12 protein-coding genes are annotated in these 14,974 nt (G+C 69.4%); 7 read left to right on the top strand and 5 right to left on the bottom strand.

From position 1 onward, the window contains the following. Nucleotides 1-13 precede the first annotated feature (13 nt). From DQG15_RS12775 to DQG15_RS12760, 4 genes are all read right to left on the bottom strand, one after another. Complete coding sequence (locus DQG15_RS12775; RefSeq protein ID WP_116085815.1) at nucleotides 14-1,000, bottom strand: adenosine kinase; 987 nt, start codon at nucleotides 998-1,000, stop codon at nucleotides 14-16. Continuing rightward, nucleotides 997-1,641, bottom strand: a complete 645-nt coding sequence (nth, locus tag DQG15_RS12770; RefSeq protein WP_116085813.1) for an endonuclease III — start codon at nucleotides 1,639-1,641, stop codon at nucleotides 997-999. Before nth ends, DQG15_RS12775 begins: the two co-directional genes overlap by 4 nt. 139 nt (nucleotides 1,642-1,780) lie before the next feature. Beyond that, a complete protein-coding gene (locus DQG15_RS12765; RefSeq protein WP_116085812.1) occupies nucleotides 1,781-2,206 on the bottom strand; it encodes a globin domain-containing protein in 426 nt (141 codons plus the stop codon). A gap of 63 nt (nucleotides 2,207-2,269) precedes the next feature. Further along, a complete protein-coding gene (locus DQG15_RS12760; protein ID WP_116085810.1) occupies nucleotides 2,270-2,467 on the bottom strand; it encodes a zinc-finger domain-containing protein in 198 nt (65 codons plus the stop codon). Between the two features lie 88 nt (nucleotides 2,468-2,555). On the opposite strand from DQG15_RS12760, the gene DQG15_RS12755 reads away from it, so the two are divergent. The 3 genes from DQG15_RS12755 (at nucleotide 2,556) to polA (ending at nucleotide 7,446) form a co-directional block, all read left to right on the top strand. Next, on the top strand, nucleotides 2,556-3,530 hold the full coding sequence (locus DQG15_RS12755) for an ABC transporter ATP-binding protein (RefSeq protein WP_116085808.1): 975 nt from the start codon (nucleotides 2,556-2,558) through the stop codon (nucleotides 3,528-3,530). Beyond that, nucleotides 3,531-4,565, top strand: a complete 1,035-nt coding sequence (locus DQG15_RS12750) for a hypothetical protein (protein WP_116085807.1) — start codon at nucleotides 3,531-3,533, stop codon at nucleotides 4,563-4,565. It begins immediately after the preceding gene. Nucleotides 4,566-4,653: 88 nt separating this feature from the next. Continuing rightward, entirely contained in the window at nucleotides 4,654-7,446 is a 2,793-nt protein-coding gene (gene polA / locus DQG15_RS12745; protein ID WP_116085805.1) for a DNA polymerase I, read from the top strand. A 48-nt stretch (nucleotides 7,447-7,494) separates the two neighbouring features. Here polA and DQG15_RS12740 read toward each other — a convergent pair whose 3' ends face one another. Continuing rightward, on the bottom strand, nucleotides 7,495-8,118 hold the full coding sequence (locus tag DQG15_RS12740; protein WP_116085803.1) for a DUF1285 domain-containing protein: 624 nt from the start codon (nucleotides 8,116-8,118) through the stop codon (nucleotides 7,495-7,497). 64 nt (nucleotides 8,119-8,182) lie between these two features. Between DQG15_RS12740 and DQG15_RS12735 the strand changes: the two genes are divergently transcribed. The 4 genes from DQG15_RS12735 to DQG15_RS12720 are packed head-to-tail and all read left to right on the top strand — an operon-like array spanning nucleotide 8,183 to nucleotide 14,942. Beyond that, complete coding sequence (locus DQG15_RS12735) at nucleotides 8,183-9,190, top strand: MoxR family ATPase (RefSeq protein WP_116085802.1); 1,008 nt, start codon at nucleotides 8,183-8,185, stop codon at nucleotides 9,188-9,190. After that, nucleotides 9,187-10,086, top strand: a complete 900-nt coding sequence (locus DQG15_RS12730; RefSeq protein WP_232830840.1) for a DUF58 domain-containing protein — start codon at nucleotides 9,187-9,189, stop codon at nucleotides 10,084-10,086. Before DQG15_RS12735 ends, DQG15_RS12730 begins: the two co-directional genes overlap by 4 nt. A gap of 3 nt (nucleotides 10,087-10,089) precedes the next feature. After that, nucleotides 10,090-12,846 carry a DUF4159 domain-containing protein gene (locus DQG15_RS12725; RefSeq protein WP_116085800.1) on the top strand — a complete coding sequence of 919 codons (2,757 nt, stop codon included), beginning with the start codon at nucleotides 10,090-10,092 and terminating at the stop codon, nucleotides 12,844-12,846. Then, the gene (locus DQG15_RS12720) at nucleotides 12,843-14,942 is read left to right on the top strand and encodes a hypothetical protein (protein WP_116085799.1); all 2,100 of its coding nucleotides are present in this window, start codon (nucleotides 12,843-12,845) and stop codon (nucleotides 14,940-14,942) included. The genes DQG15_RS12725 and DQG15_RS12720 overlap by 4 nt, the downstream gene beginning before the upstream one ends. Nucleotides 14,943-14,974: the final 32 nt, after the last annotated feature.

The following is a 14,974-nucleotide window of genomic DNA, read 5'->3' as shown; positions in this document are numbered from 1 at the left end:
CGGATTGGGCCGGTCAGATCAGCCCGGCATCCCGGAAGAGCGCCTTGATGTCGGCCTCGGGGCGGGCGCCGAAATGGCCGATGACCTCGGTCGCGGCGATGCAGCCCATGCGGCCGCAGGTCTTGAGGTCCTTGCCGGTGACGAGACCGTAGAGGAAACCCGCCGCGAACTGGTCTCCCGCGCCGGTCGCGTCCACCGGTACGACACGGGAGACCTCCGCCTCGGCTCGCTCGCCATCCCGGAAGAGCAGGACGGAGTCGCCAGATCGCGTGCAGACGACGAGATCGCAATCCGCCACGGCCAGCTCCATCGCCGCATCGAGCGAGTCCGTCTGGTAGAGGGACATCCATTCCTCGCGGTTGCCGATCACGAAATCCATCGGGCCGGCGACGAGACTGCGGAAATCCTCCCGGTGCCGGTCCACGCAGAACGGATCCGACAGCGCGATCCCGGCACGACCCCCGCCCGATCGGACGAGATCCGCGGCGCGGAGGAACGCCTGCTTGCCGGGGCTCTTGTCGAAGAGATAGCCCTCGAGGAACAGGATGTCGGCGCCCCGAATCTCCTCCTCCGGCAGGTCTTCCGGGCCCAGTTCGGCGGAGATGCCGAGATAGGTGTTCATCGAGCGCTCGCCGTCCGGGGTGACGAAGATCATGGACCGGCTCGATGGAAGATCCGCCCCGGCGACGGGCGCGTTCAAAAACGTCGATCCCGGCGGCATGGCGGAGGCGTAGAACCGGCCGAGCGCGTCGTCGCGGACCTTGCCGATGAGACCGGCGGAGAGGCCGAGCGCGCCGAGGCCTGCGAGCGTGTTCGCCACGGAACCGCCGGCGACCTGACGCCGCTCCTCCATCGCTCCGTAGAGCGTTTCGGCCCGCTCGCGCTCCACGAGCTGCATGATGCCCTTCTCGATCCCCATGTGGTCGAGGAACGTGTCGTCGCAATGGGAGAGGACGTCGACGATGGCATTCCCCATCCCGATGACGCTGTAGCCGCTCATGCCGTCTTTCCTTCGTTGCAGCACAGATCCCCCAGCACGCAGGCGCCGCATTTGGGGTTCCGCGCCGTACAGGTGTAGCGCCCGTGCAGGATCAGCCAGTGGTGGGCGTGAAGTTGAAATTCCGCGGGGACGTGGTCCTCGATCGCCCGCTCGACAGCGATGACGTCCTTGCCGGGCGCGATGCCGGTGCGGTTCCCGACGCGGAAGATATGCGTGTCCACCGCCTGCGCGGGCATCTTGAACCACGAATTGAGAACGACATTCGCCGTCTTCCGCCCGACCCCCGGCAGTGCCACGAGGGCGGCACGGGAGGAGGGGACCTCGCCACCGTATTCCTCCACGAGGATGCGGGAGAGCTTCAGGACGTTCTTCGCCTTGTTCCGGAAGAGACCGATGGACTTGATGTGCTCCGCGATGCCCTCTTCGCCGAGAGCCAGCATCGCCTCCGGTGTGCGGGCAGCGGCGAACAGCGGTTCGGTGGCCTTGTTCACACCGCGATCCGTTGCCTGCGCGGACAAAACGACGGCGACGAGAAGGGTGAACGCGCTGTCATGCACGAGCTCCCCCTTCGGCTCCGGCTCCGCGTCACGAAAGCGGGTGAAGGCCTTTACGAGGTCCGGATAGGAAAGCTGCGGTTTCATCGGTTCCGGGTATGCCGGGGATCGCCGGGAGCGGCAAGCGGGAGCATCGCCCGGCCGCCGGGTGGGCCGTCTTCGGCAGGAAACGTGGAGCGGACGGTGGGCGGGGGCGGGACATCCAGCCGGCGCGCGGCTTGCTACGTCATGCCGCTGCGGCGGCTTCCTTTGCTCCGGCGATCATGTGTTCGGCGACGAAGCCGAGGACAGCGCTCCAGGCGTCTTCCGTCTCCTCCGTCCAGAGGGGGCCAGTCGCCTCCCTCAGCGTGGCGATCAGGGTACTGGCGACGACGGGATAGTGCTCCGGCCGCGCGCCGTAGCCCTGATGGCGCGCGCCGAGCGCCTTGAGCGGGGCGATGAGGGCACGGGGCGTGTGAAGCGAGGTCAGCGCCGTCTGGAGCATGTCCTTCAGTTTGGAATGCTGACCGCGCATGTCCTGCGGAAAGATCGCGCGGAGGCCGGGGTTTTCCGAGAAGAGCAGCCCGTAGAAGTTCGCCACCAGCGCATCGTCCCGCGAGGACGCGAGCAGAAAGCTGCGGCGGACGGCTACGATCTGGTGCGAGGACGGCATCTCGGGCTCCGGTTCTGCTACCGCAGAGGAAACCTGATTCGCATTAACACGCGGTGAAGTGGTTCAGCTTTCCGCCCAGTCCTCGTGCACGAACTTCTTGTCGCAATAGGGACATTCGACCCAACCCGTCTCGTGGCTGACCGAAAGCCAGACGCGGGGATGCCCGAGGCCCGGGCCGCTGCCGTCGCAGACCACGCGCATTTTGTTCACGACCTCGGTCTCCGGGGGATCGATGGAGGGGGATCCGGGGGGCTTGGTCATTGCGGTTTCCTTGTCGCGGCGCCCGGTGGGCCTTAAGTTCGCGGCATCATAAGGAACGCCCTTGCACGGGCAAGGGGCCGGAGGGCGCATGACGGGCAACGCCATCGAGATCGACGGGCTGACGAAGACTTACGCGGCGGTGGGCGGCGAGCCCCCCAAGACCGCGCTGGACGGAGTCGACCTCACAGTGCGCGCGGGCGCGATCTTCGGGCTTCTGGGGCCGAACGGCGCCGGCAAGTCCACCTTGATCAACATTCTCGCGGGCCTCGTGGTGAAGACCTCGGGGAAGGTTCGGATCTGGGGCTTCGACCAGGATGTGAATCCGCGGCAATCGCGCGCGTCCATCGGCGTGATGCCGCAGGAGCTGAACATGGATCCCTTCTTCACGCCGCGCCAATCGCTCGAGGTGCAGGCCGGGCTCTACGGCGTGCCGAAGCGGGAGCGGCGGACGGACGAGATCCTCGAAACCATCGGCCTTACGGACAAGGCCTCCGCCTATGCGCGTAACCTGTCTGGGGGCATGCGGCGGCGGCTGCTTCTGGGCAAGGCGCTGGTTCACCGCCCGCATGTTCTCGTCCTCGACGAGCCGACGGCCGGCGTGGATATCGAACTGCGCAAGATGCTGTGGAGGAACGTGCGGCGGCTGAACGAGGAGGATGGCATGACGATCATCCTCACCACGCATTACCTCGAGGAAGCGCAGGAGATGTGCGACGAGATCGCCATCGTCGACCGGGGCCGGATCGTGGCGCAGGATTCGACGCAGAACCTCGTGGGCCGTCTCGATGCCAAGGCCCTTGTGGTGACGCCGCAGGAGGATACGCCCATCGGGGAGCTTCCGGGCCTGCCGGAGGGCGTCGAGATGTCGCGCCGTCCGGCGGGGGCCGTGGCGCTCACCTACCGGCGCGGCGAGGTGACGGCGGGGCAGCTTCTCGACATCGTGCGCGCGGCCGGGATTTCCGTGGCCGATGTGCGCAGCGAGGAGCCGAATCTCGAGGATGCGTTCCTCGCCCTGACCTCGCATGCGGACGAGGAGACGTCCGTCGAGGCCGGCGCCGCCTGAATGCTCTACGAGGTGCCGGACGCCGAGCGGCTTGCCCGGTCTCGCGTCCTCGTGACGCTCCTGCGCGAAGCGGCGACGCGGTGCGGCGGGCATCTGGAGATCGAGCGGACATTCGGTCATCTGGCGCGATTCGTCCGGGCGGACGGGCAGGCGCGGCCGATCTTCGGCGCCTCTCTCGGCGTGAACTCCGACGCGGCGGCGGCGATCGCCGCGGACAAGGGCTGGACCGCCGAGGTGTTGCAGGCCGCCGGGCTGCCGGCCGCCGAGGGGATCACGGTCTTCGCCGAGACGTTCCGGGACAGGCTCGGGCTCAGGATCGGCGCAGCGGGCGCCGGCCTGCCGGGCTTGCCGGAGGCTGTGGCCTTCGCCGCCGGCGCGCCGGTCGCGGTCAAACCGAACAACGGCTCCGAGGGGCGCGGCGTGTCGCTCGCAACGGGCGCGGCCCAGATCGAGCGGGATCTCGGCGCGCTCCTCGCCCGCGAGGATCGGGCGCGGGTGGAGCGGCTCCTGCCGGGCACCGATCACAGGCTGTTCGTCCTCGACGGGCGGGTGCGGGCGGCTTACCGGCGCGCGCCGCCCTTCATCGAGGGGGACGGGGTGCGCAGCGCCGACGCGCTCGTCACGGAGGCATTGGAGAAAATTGCGAGGGGCAAGCGAGGCGCCGTCCTTTCGGAGGCCGATCCACGCATCGCCCGCTCGCTCGCCGCGGCGGGGATGTCCCGAAACGACGTGGTGCAGGACGGGCGGCGGGTGCCGCTCCTCTTCGGGGCGAACCTCTCCACCGGCGGCTCCCTCGTCGATCTGACGGGGCGGCTGGCGCCGGGAGCCGAGGAGATCGCGGTGCGTGCGGCGGATGCGCTGGGGCTCGCCGCGGCGGGTGTGGACGTGATGGCCGGGGACCTGGCGGCGACGGCCGCGGATGCGGCGATCCTCGAGGTGAATTCCGCGCCCGGCCTCGACAATTACGCGGGCTCGTCGGCCGAGGCCCGGGAGCGTTCGATCGGCATCCTTGCGGACATGCTCGCGCGGCTCTGACCGAAGGCGCCTTCCCGCCCCATGGATTCCGCCGCGCGACCCGGCTAGAGATCGCGCCACCCCAACCATGCGACAGGAGCGGCGCGCCATGGCATTCGGCAAGGGACACCACCTGCATCTCATCGACGGCTCGGCGTTCATCTTCCGCGCCTACCACGCGCTGCCGCCGCTGACGCGGAAGTCGGACGGCCTGCCGATCGGGGCGGTCTCGGGCTTCTGCAACATGTTGTTCCGGTACATCGAGGACAGTGCCGGCCCGGATGCGCCGACCCATGCCGCCGTGATCTTCGACAAGGGCTCGCACACCTTCCGCAACGAGATCTACGATCTCTACAAGGCCAACCGGGACGAGATGCCGGAGGACCTGCGCCCGCAGATCCCGCTCACCCGCGAGGCCACCCGGGCGTTCAACATCGCCTGCGAGGAGAAGGCCGGTTTCGAGGCGGACGACATCATCGCCGCCCTTGCCTGCCAGGCCCGCGAGGCGGGCGGCCGCGTGACCATCATCTCCTCCGACAAGGATCTGATGCAGCTCGTCGGCGGCGGGGTGGAGATGCTGGACGCGATGAAGAACAAGCGCATCGGCGTCGAGGAAGTGGAGGAGAAATTCGGCGTCGGCCCCGATCGCGTGGTGGACGTGCAGGCGCTCGCGGGCGACTCGGTCGACAACGTGCCGGGCGCACCCGGCATCGGGCTCAAGATCGCGGCCCAGCTCATCAACGAATACGGCGACCTCGAGACGCTTCTGGAGCGCGCGGGCGAAATCAAGCAGCCCAAGCGGCGGCAGACCCTGATCGATCATGCCGAGCAGATCCGTCTCTCGAGGCGCCTCGTCCAGCTCGACTGCGACACTCCGCTCGACTTCACGCTGGACGATCTCGAGGTGAAGGAGCCGGACGCGGACGTGCTGCTCGAGTTCCTTGGCCGGATGGAGTTCCGCACGATCTCCAAGCGCGTCGCGGAGAAGCTGGGCGTCGAGGCGCCGGCGATCGAGGATCAGGCTCCGGCCCAGGCCGATGCGCCGCCCGTACCCGAGGCCGTGCCCTTCGATCCGGAGGCCTACGAGTGCATCCGCTCCATGACCCAGCTCGACGCGTGGCTCGACCGGATCGCGGCGCAGGGTTACGTCGCCTTCGACACCGAGACGACCTCGCTCTCCGAGATGCGGGCCGAGCTCGTCGGGATCTCCCTCGCCATCGCGCCCGGCCGCGCCTGCTACATCCCGCTCGCCCACCGCTCCGGAGAGGACGACATGTTCGGCGGAGGGCTGTCGGACGGGCAGATCGGCAAGGATCTCGTCCTTGAGGCGCTGAAGCCGATGCTGGAGGACCCGGCGATCCTGAAGATCGCGCAGAACGCCAAGTACGACGCGAAGATCCTCTCCCGCTGCGGCATCGAGGTCGCCCCGCTCGACGATACGATGCTGCTGTCCTACGCGCTCCATGCCGGCCTTCACACCCACGGAATGGATGCGCTGTCCGAGCGGTACCTCGGCCACAACCCCATTCCGATCAAGGAGCTCATCGGCTCCGGCAAGAGCCAGATCACCTTCGACCGCGTCCCGATCCCGGACGCGGTCCGCTACGCCGCCGAGGATGCGGACATCACCCTGCGCCTCTGGCAGCATCTCAAGCCCCAGCTCCATGCCGGACGGGTCACCACCGTCTACGAGACGCTGGAGCGGCCGCTGATCCCGGTGCTCGCGCGGATGGAACTGGAGGGCGTCAAGGTGGACCGGAACGTCCTCTCCCGCATGTCCGGTGCCTTCGCGCAGAAGATGGCCGAGTTGGAGGCGGACATCCACGCCCTCGCAGGCGAGCCGTTCAACGTGGGCTCCCCCAAGCAGCTGGGCGAGATCCTGTTCGACAGGATGGGGCTCGAAGGCGGCAAGAAGGGCAAGACCGGCGCCTGGTCCACGCCCGCCGACGTGCTGGAGGATCTGGCGACGGTGCACGATCTGCCCGGCCGCGTCCTCGACTGGCGCCAGCTCTCCAAGCTGAAGTCCACGTATACCGACAGCCTTCAGGACCACATCAATCCCGAGACGGGCCGCGTCCACACCTCCTATTCCATCGCAGGCGCCAATACCGGCCGCCTCGCCTCCACGGAGCCGAACCTTCAGAACATTCCGATCCGCACCGAGGAGGGCCGCCGCATCCGGGAGGCCTTCGTGGCGGAGGAGGGCAAGGTCCTGCTCTCGCTCGACTATTCCCAGATCGAGCTGCGCATACTCGCCCATATCGCCGGGATCGACGCGCTGCGCGAGGCGTTCCGGGACGGGGTCGACATCCACGCGCTGACCGCTTCCGAGATGTTCGGAACGCCCGTCGAAGGGATGGACCCGATGATCCGGCGACAGGCCAAGGCGATCAATTTCGGCGTGATTTACGGCATCTCTGGCTTCGGTCTGGCGCGCAACCTGAGGATCCCGCGGGAGGACGCACAAGCCTTCATCAACCGCTATTTCGAACGCTTCCCCGGCATCAAGGACTACATGGACGCGACCACGAAGTTCGCGAAGGCCAACGGCTACGTGGAGACCCTCTTCGGCCGCCGGATCAACACGCCCGACATCAATGCCAAGGGGCCGGGGGCCGGTTTCGCCAAACGCGCCGCGATCAATGCGCCGATCCAGGGGACGGCGGCGGATATCATCCGGCGCGCCATGATCCGCATGGAGCCCGCAATCGAGGGGATGCCGGCGAAGATGCTCCTGCAGGTGCATGACGAATTGATCTTCGAGGTGGACGAGAGCGCGGCGGACGAGGTCTCCGAGCGCGTGCGCGAGGTCATGGAAGGCGCTGCCGACCCGGCCGTGAAGCTTTCCGTCCCCCTCGTCGTGGAGGCTGGCAGGGGGCCGAACTGGGCCGCGGCACATTGAGCCGGGAGCCGGTCCCTTGCCCTAACGTCCGAAGAGGGCGGCGTCCCCTCAGCCGTCAGGCAGCTCGCTCGCGAGAATGATGGGGAAGAAGGTCCCGCCGGAGCGAAGGCCGAACCAGAGCGTGCCTTCCACTTCCTCGCGGGTGCCGGCGTCGACGAGGCGGTAGAACGTCTTGCGGTCGACAAGGGCTTCGAGGTTGCGTCGGATGAGGACGTAGGGGGAGGGCTCGCCGGTCGCCGCGTCGCGCTCCACGCGGATCGGGTGATCGGGCCCGGCGGTCACGGCATCGCCGACCTGAGTGGTGAACCGGATCATCTGCTCCGCCCCGTCTCCCTCGATCTCCGCGTCTTCCGCCACGAAAGGCGCGTCCTCCACGCGGATGCCGACCTTCTCGACCGGAGACTTGAGGAAGTAGGCATCCCCTTCGCGCCAGAGGATCGTGGAAAAGAGCTTCACCAGCGCCTTTCGCCCGATCGGCGTGCCTTCGTAGAACCATGTCCCGTCCCGGCGGATCTCCATGTCGAGATCGCCGCAGAAGGGCGGGTCCCAGGCCTCGAGAGGTGGTCCTTTGCCCGATCCGGAGGCAGCGCGCGCGGCCTCGGCGAGACTTTCGGCGGAGGCCGCGGTGTTGCCGGTTCTCACATCACTGTGGCTGGACTTGGCTTTCGGCATTCCCTCACACTCCCCATGCGTGCGATCCGTCGTGCCGAAAGCTAATCCACGAGGAGCGTTTGTCATGTCCGACCCCACCGAACTGGTCGCCGAGATCGAGCGGCTGGGCGGCCTGCTTGGCGAGGCGAAGACCTCCATCACCCGCCGGTTCATCGGTCAGGAAAAGGTGGTGGATCTCGTCCTCTCGGCTCTCGTCTGCGGCGGTCATGGCCTGCTGATCGGCCTTCCGGGGCTCGGCAAGACGCGCCTCGTCGAGGCGCTCTCCACCGTGATGGGGCTGTCCGGGAACAGGATCCAGTTCACGCCGGACCTGATGCCGGCGGACATCCTCGGCTCCGAAGTTCTCGACACGCTCGAGGGCGGGCGGCGTGAGTTCCGCTTCGTGGAGGGGCCGATCTTCTGCCAGCTCCTGATGGCCGACGAGATCAACCGCGCCAGTCCCCGGACGCAATCGGCCCTCCTCCAGGCGATGCAGGAGCGCGAGGTAACCATTGCCGGCGCGCATCGCGCCCTCGGCGTGCCCTTCCACGTCCTCGCGACGCAGAACCCGATCGAGCAGGAGGGCACCTATCCGCTGCCAGAGGCTCAGCTCGACCGCTTCCTGGTGCAGATCGACGTGGATTATCCGGACCGCGCCACCGAGCGGGAGATCCTGATGGCGACCACGGGCACGGAGGACGCCGAGGCGCAGGCCGTGTTCACCGCGCAGGAGCTTCTGAATGCGCAGACGACGATCCGCCGCATGCCGGTGGGGGAGAAGATCGTGGACCTGATCCTGGACCTCGTCCGCGCCTGCCGTCCCGGGGAGCCCGGCGCGCCCGAACGGGTGAACCGGGATGTCGCCTGGGGGCCCGGCCCGCGCGCCGCGCAGGCGCTGATGATGACGGTCCGCGCCCGCGCGCTGCTCGACGGTCGCCTCGCGCCCTCTCCCGAAGATGTCGCCGCGATGGCCGAGCCCGTCCTCCTCCACCGCATGGCGCTGACCTTCGCGGCGCGCGCCCGCGGCGAGAGCCTCGCCGGGCTGATCCGGGAGATCGTGTACCAGCACACGCGCAGCGAGGTCGCCGCGTGAGCGATGGACCCGTCACCTCCCAGGCCGGTCCACAGCTGCGAACCCGCGCCGAGGGGCTGGCCTCCAGCCTTCCGCCGCTTCTCGCCGAGGCCGAGCAACTCGCCAACTCCGTCCTAACCGGCTCCCACGGGCGCCGCCGGGCCGGCGTCGGTGATGAGTTCTGGCAGTACCGACCCCTGAGCGTCGGTGACGAGGCACGGATGATTGACTGGCGACGCTCCGCCCGGTCGGACACGCATTACATCCGCGAGCGTGAATGGCAGGGAGCGCAGAGCGTCCTGATCTGGGTCGACGCCTCCAGCGCGATGGGTTTCACCGGGGATGCGTCGCGGCCCGCGAAATCCGACAGGGCGCGGCTTCTCGCGCTGGCGCTGTCGGTCCTTCTCGTGCGGGCCGGGGAGCGGGTCGGTCTTGCCAATCTCGGTCAGCCGCCGCGCGCCGGGCGGCTCTCCCTCGTCCGGATGGCCGAGGCCCTGACGGGCGATGCGCTGGATGGCGGCGAGTACGGCGTGCCTGACACGACCGGCCTGCCGCCCCATTCCCGCGCCGTCTTCATCAGCGATTTCCTCGGCGATCCCGCCGCGGTCGAAGAGAGCCTCGGCAAGGCCACCGACCGGTCGGTGCGGGGCGCGCTTCTGCAGGTGCTGGACCCGGTGGAAGAGACCTTCCCCTTCAACGGCCGCACGATCTTCGAGAGCATGGGCGGCGGGGTCCGGCATGAAACGCTGAAGGCCGGCGGCCTGAGGGAGCGGTATCTGGACCGGCTCGCCGAGCGGAAGGGGCGGCTCGACGAGCTCGGCCGTCTCTCGGGCTGGCTCTACACCTGCCACCACACGGGCGATTCGGCGCAGGCCGCGCTGCTTTGGCTCTATTCCGCCCTCGACCGGAGCCGCTGATCCATGTTCACGCTCGGTCCCCTCGGCTTCGCGGCCCCCGCGATCCTCACCGCGCTCGTGGTCCTTCCGGCGCTGTGGCTGATCCTGCGCGCCGTGCCGCCGGCGCCGATCCGGCAGCGGTTTCCGGGCGTGGCGCTGCTCCTTGGCTTGGGAGACGACGAGACGCAGAGCGACCGGACGCCGTGGTGGCTTCTGCTGCTCCGCGTCCTCGCGGCGGCGCTCATCATCCTCGCCTTCGCCGGCCCGGTCCTGAACCCGCAGGACGAGCGACCCGGCAGCGGCCCCCTCCTGATCCTCGCGGATGCGACGTGGGCGGATGCGCGGGACTGGCCGCGCCGCCTCGACCGGATGGAGGCGCTCGCGGAGGAAGCCGGACAGGCGGGGCGCTCCGTCGCCGTGGCGCTCTCCACCGATCTGCCGCCGGGTGGCCCGGAATTTCTCGCGTCGGATGCCTGGGCAAGTCGCCTGCCGGGGCTCTCCCCCTCTCCCTGGGCGCCTGAGCCGCAGGCTTTGGCGGAGTGGGCGGAGGCGTCGGAGGAGGCGTGGGAGACGTATTGGCTGTCGGACGGACTGGCCCGCGAGGGCCGTGAGGACGCGCTTCAGGCACTGGAGAGGAAAGGCGTCGTGACCGTCTTCGAAAGCCCGCGCCCCATCCATGCGCTCACCCCCGCCCGTTTCGAGGATGGCCTTGTGAAGGTGGATGTCCTGCGTGCGGCGGACGGCATCGAGGCGACCGTCCCCGTCGTGGCCCGCGGGCTCGATCCGTCCGGGACGGAGCGGGCCCTGGCACGGGTGGAGGCCACCTTCGCCCCCGGCGACACCCGCACGGAGGCCGCGCTCTCCCTCCCCGCCGAACTGCGCAATCGCATCACCCGGTTCGAGATCGAGGGCGCCCGCTCCGCCGGGGCCGTCGCGCTCGCCGATGACAGCCTCGAGCGTCGCGAGGTGGCCCTGATCGACGGCAGCGGCGCCCGCGAGGGGCTCGAGCTTCTCTCGCCGCTGCACTACCTGCAACAGGCGCTGGAGCCGACCGCGGATCTGCTGGAGGGCCAGTTGACGGACGTCATTCCCGCCAATCCGGACGCGATCGTCCTTGCCGATGTCGCCCGTCTCTCCCCGGCCGAGCGGGAGGCGCTGACCGGCTGGGTCGAGGGCGGCGGGTTGCTGGTGCGCTTCGCCGGACCGCGCCTCGCCGCGTCCGATGTCAGCCGGGACGAGGAGGATCCGCTCCTTCCGGTCCGGCTGCGGCAAGGGGGGCGGTCGGTCGGCGGCGCGATGAGCTGGGGCGAGCCGCGCAAACTTAGGCCGTTTCCGGACGGCACGCCCTTCGCCGGTCTGCTCGTTCCGGACGATGTCCGCGTCTCGGCGCAGGTCATGGCGCAGCCGGACCCCGATCTGCCGGAGCGCAGCATCGCCGCCCTCGACGACGGCACACCGCTCGTGACCCGCAAGCCCCTGGGCGACGGGCAGGTCGTTCTCTTCCACGTCACGGCCAATGCCGAATGGTCCACGCTTCCGCTCTCCGGGCTCTTCGTCCAGATGCTGGAGCGTCTCGCCGTCTCCACCCGCCCCTCGGTGCCGGACGCGGAGGACATGGAGGGCACGGTCTGGACCCCGGAGGAGGTGCTGGACGCCTTCGGCACGCTTCAGGACGCCGGCACCATGCCGGGCATCGCGGGCGAGGATCTCGTCTCCGCCCGGCCGGGGCCGGACACACCGCCGGGCCTCTATGCCGGCGAGGACCGCCAGCTTGCGCTCAACGTGATGGCCGAAGGGGATACGCTGGCCGCGACCGACTGGCCCCCGCGCATTCCCGTCGAAGGCATGGCGACCGAGGCGGAAACGCCGCTGAAGGGCCTCGCCCTCATCCTCGCCCTCCTCCTCCTGGCCGTCGACGTCGTCGCCTCCCTCCTTCTCACAGGCCGCTTCGGTCCCCGCGGGGCCGGGCGTGCGGCGGCGCTTGTCGCGGGGCTCCTGCTGGCCTCGTCCCTCGCGGACCCGGCGATGGCGCAGGAGCCGGCGCCCACGCCGACATCCGAGGTCGTTCTCGCCCACGTCATCACCGGGGACGCCCAGCTGGACGACACGGCGCAGGCGGGGCTGAGGGGCCTTTCGGACGTTCTCTTCGCGCGAACCTCGATCGAGCCCGCCGCGCCGGAGGCGGTGGACCTCGAGGCAGACGAGCTCGCCTTCTACCCGTTCCTCTACTGGCCCGTCAGCACGGCCCAGGAGATGCCCTCCGCCGATGCCTACGCCAAGCTGAACACCTACCTGCGGTCGGGCGGGATGATCCTCTTCGATACACGGGACGCGAACCTCGGCTCGGGCGAGACGCCCGAGGGTCGCAAGCTCCGGCAACTCGCCGCGCCGCTGGACATCCCGCCCATCGAGCCCATTCCGGAGGATCATGTCCTCACCCGGACGTTCTACCTGCTCCAGGACTTTCCCGGCCGCCACCTCGGCCGCGATATCTGGGTCGAGGCGTCGCCCGCCGATGCCGAGCGTGTGGAGGGGATGCCCTTCCGCAATCTCAACGACGGGGTGACGCCGGTCGTGATCGGCGGCAACGACTGGGCCGCGGCCTGGGCGACCGATCCGCAGGGCAACGCGATCTTTCCGGTTGGCCGGGGCTACTCCGGCGAGCGCCAGCGCGAGATCGCCTATCGCTTCGGCGTGAACCTCATCATGCATGTGCTGACGGGCAACTATAAGTCCGACCAGGTCCATGTGCCCGCACTTCTCGACAGGCTGGGACAATGACCGCAGGCCAGATTCTCTTCGATCCGCTCCTGCCGTGGTGGGCTCTCTGGGCTGCGGCCGGGATGGCGCTCGCCTGCACGATCCTCGCGCTCTGGAGGGGCCTCAAGGGCTGGTGGCTGCGCGGCCTCGCGGGGGCGGTTCTCTGCCTCGCCGTCGCCAACCCGTCCTTCCAGACGGAGGACCGCGCGCCGCTCAGCGACATTGTCCTGATGGTGCTGGACGAGAGCGCGAGCCAGCGGATCTCCGACCGCCCGGGCCAGACCGAGGAGGCCGCCGAGCGCATCCGCGCCGAGGTGGAGGCGCTGCCGAATACCGAATTGCGCGAAGTGACGGTTCGCGACGCCGAGGACGACGCCGGGACGCTGGCGATGACGGCCCTGTCGGAGCTTCTGGCGGAGGAGCCGCGCGCACGCGTCGCCGGCGCGATCCTCGTCACCGACGGCCAGGTGCACGACCTGGGTGCCGCGCCCGACCTGCCTGCTCCCCTGCACGTGCTCTTGACCGGAGAGGAGGACGACTGGGACCGCCGCCTCGAGATCACCAACGCTCCCGCCTTCGCCATCCTCGGCGAGGAGGTCATGCTGTCCCTGCGTGTCGAGGATCGCGGCGCCGTCCCCGAGGAGATGGCAGGCCGTGCCGAGCTTACCATTTCCGTCGACGGCTCCGAGCCCGTGCCCTTCGAGGTGCCCACGGGGGAGGAGCTGGAGCTGCCGGTCACGCTGCCTCACGGCGGCACGAACGTGATCCAGTTCTCCGTCGCCGGCGACGAGACGGAGCTGACGAACCGCAACAACGCGGCCGTCGTCCAGATCAACGGGGTGCGCGACCGGCTCCGTGTCCTTCTCGTCTCCGGCGAGCCGCATCCGGGGGAGAGGACATGGCGCAACCTTCTGAAATCGGATTCGTCGGTGGACCTCGTTCACTTCACCATCCTGCGCCCCCCGGAGAAGCAGGACGGCGTGCCGGTCACGGAGCTGTCTCTCATCGCCTTCCCGACGCGGGAGCTGTTTCTCGAGAAGATCGACGAGTTCGACCTGATCATCTTCGACCGCTACAAGCGCCGCGGCATCCTGCCGGCAATCTATCTCGACAACGTGCGCTCCTACGTCGAGCGGGGCGGTGCGGTGCTGGTGGCCGCCGGGCCGGATTATGCGTCCGCCGACAGCCTCTATCGCTCGCCGCTGGGGGACATCCTGCCCGGCGCGCCGACCGCGCGCGTGGTGGAGGAAGGGTTCCGGCCACGGATCACCGAAACCGGCGCCCGCCATCCCGTCACCGAGGGGCTGGACGACGTGGCCCTGCCGACGCCGCGCGCCGCGACCGAGACGGAGGGCGACGCCCCACCCTGGGGCAGCTGGTTCCGCCTGATCGAGACCGACGCGGCAGCAAGCGCGCAGGTCGTCCTGTCCGGGACCGACGAGGAGCGCCCGCTTCTGATGCTCGACCGGGTGGGGGAGGGCCGCGTCGCGCTCCTCGCCTCGGATCACGCCTGGCTCTGGTCGCGCGGCTACGAGGGGGGCGGGCCGCAGCTCGAACTCCTCCGCCGGCTCGCGCACTGGATGATGAAGGAGCCGGAGCTGGAGGAGGAGGCGCTGACCGCCACCGCCGATGGTCACGAGGTCACCGTCACCCGCCGGAGCCTCGGCGAGCCGCCCGAGAGCGTCACCGTGACCGGGCCGGACGGCGAGACCTTCACCCTCGAGCTTGCCGAGACCGCCCCCGGCCGCTTCTCGGGCACATTCACCGGAGACGAGGACGGGCTTTACCGGCTCGATGACGGGGAACTGGCGGCCATCGTTGCCCTCGGCCCCCCGGCGCCGCGTGAATTCGAGGAGACCATCGCCTCGGGCGATCTGCTCGCTCCCCTGGTGGATGGAACGCAGGGCGGCATCCGCGCGATATCGGACGGCGTTCCCGATCTCCGTCAGGTCTCCGCGGGCCGCACGGCGGAGGGCCGCGGCTGGCTCGGTATCACGCCGCGCGAGGCGTTCCGCACCGCCGACGTGACCGTGACCCCGCTCGGCTGGCCGGTGGTGTACCTGCTTCTCGCCGGGCTGCTCCTGCTCGGGGCATGGCTCCGCGAGGGCCGGCGCTAAGACGCGGCTTTGCCTTTGCGGGGGACGAGGCC

Origin of the sequence: Tropicimonas sp. IMCC34011, assembly GCF_003390865.1 — a bacterium.
Lineage (GTDB): Bacteria > Pseudomonadota > Alphaproteobacteria > Rhodobacterales > Rhodobacteraceae > Tropicimonas_B.
The sequence above is the reverse complement of the archived record's forward strand: the minus strand, read 5'-3'. Positions and strand labels throughout refer to the sequence as shown.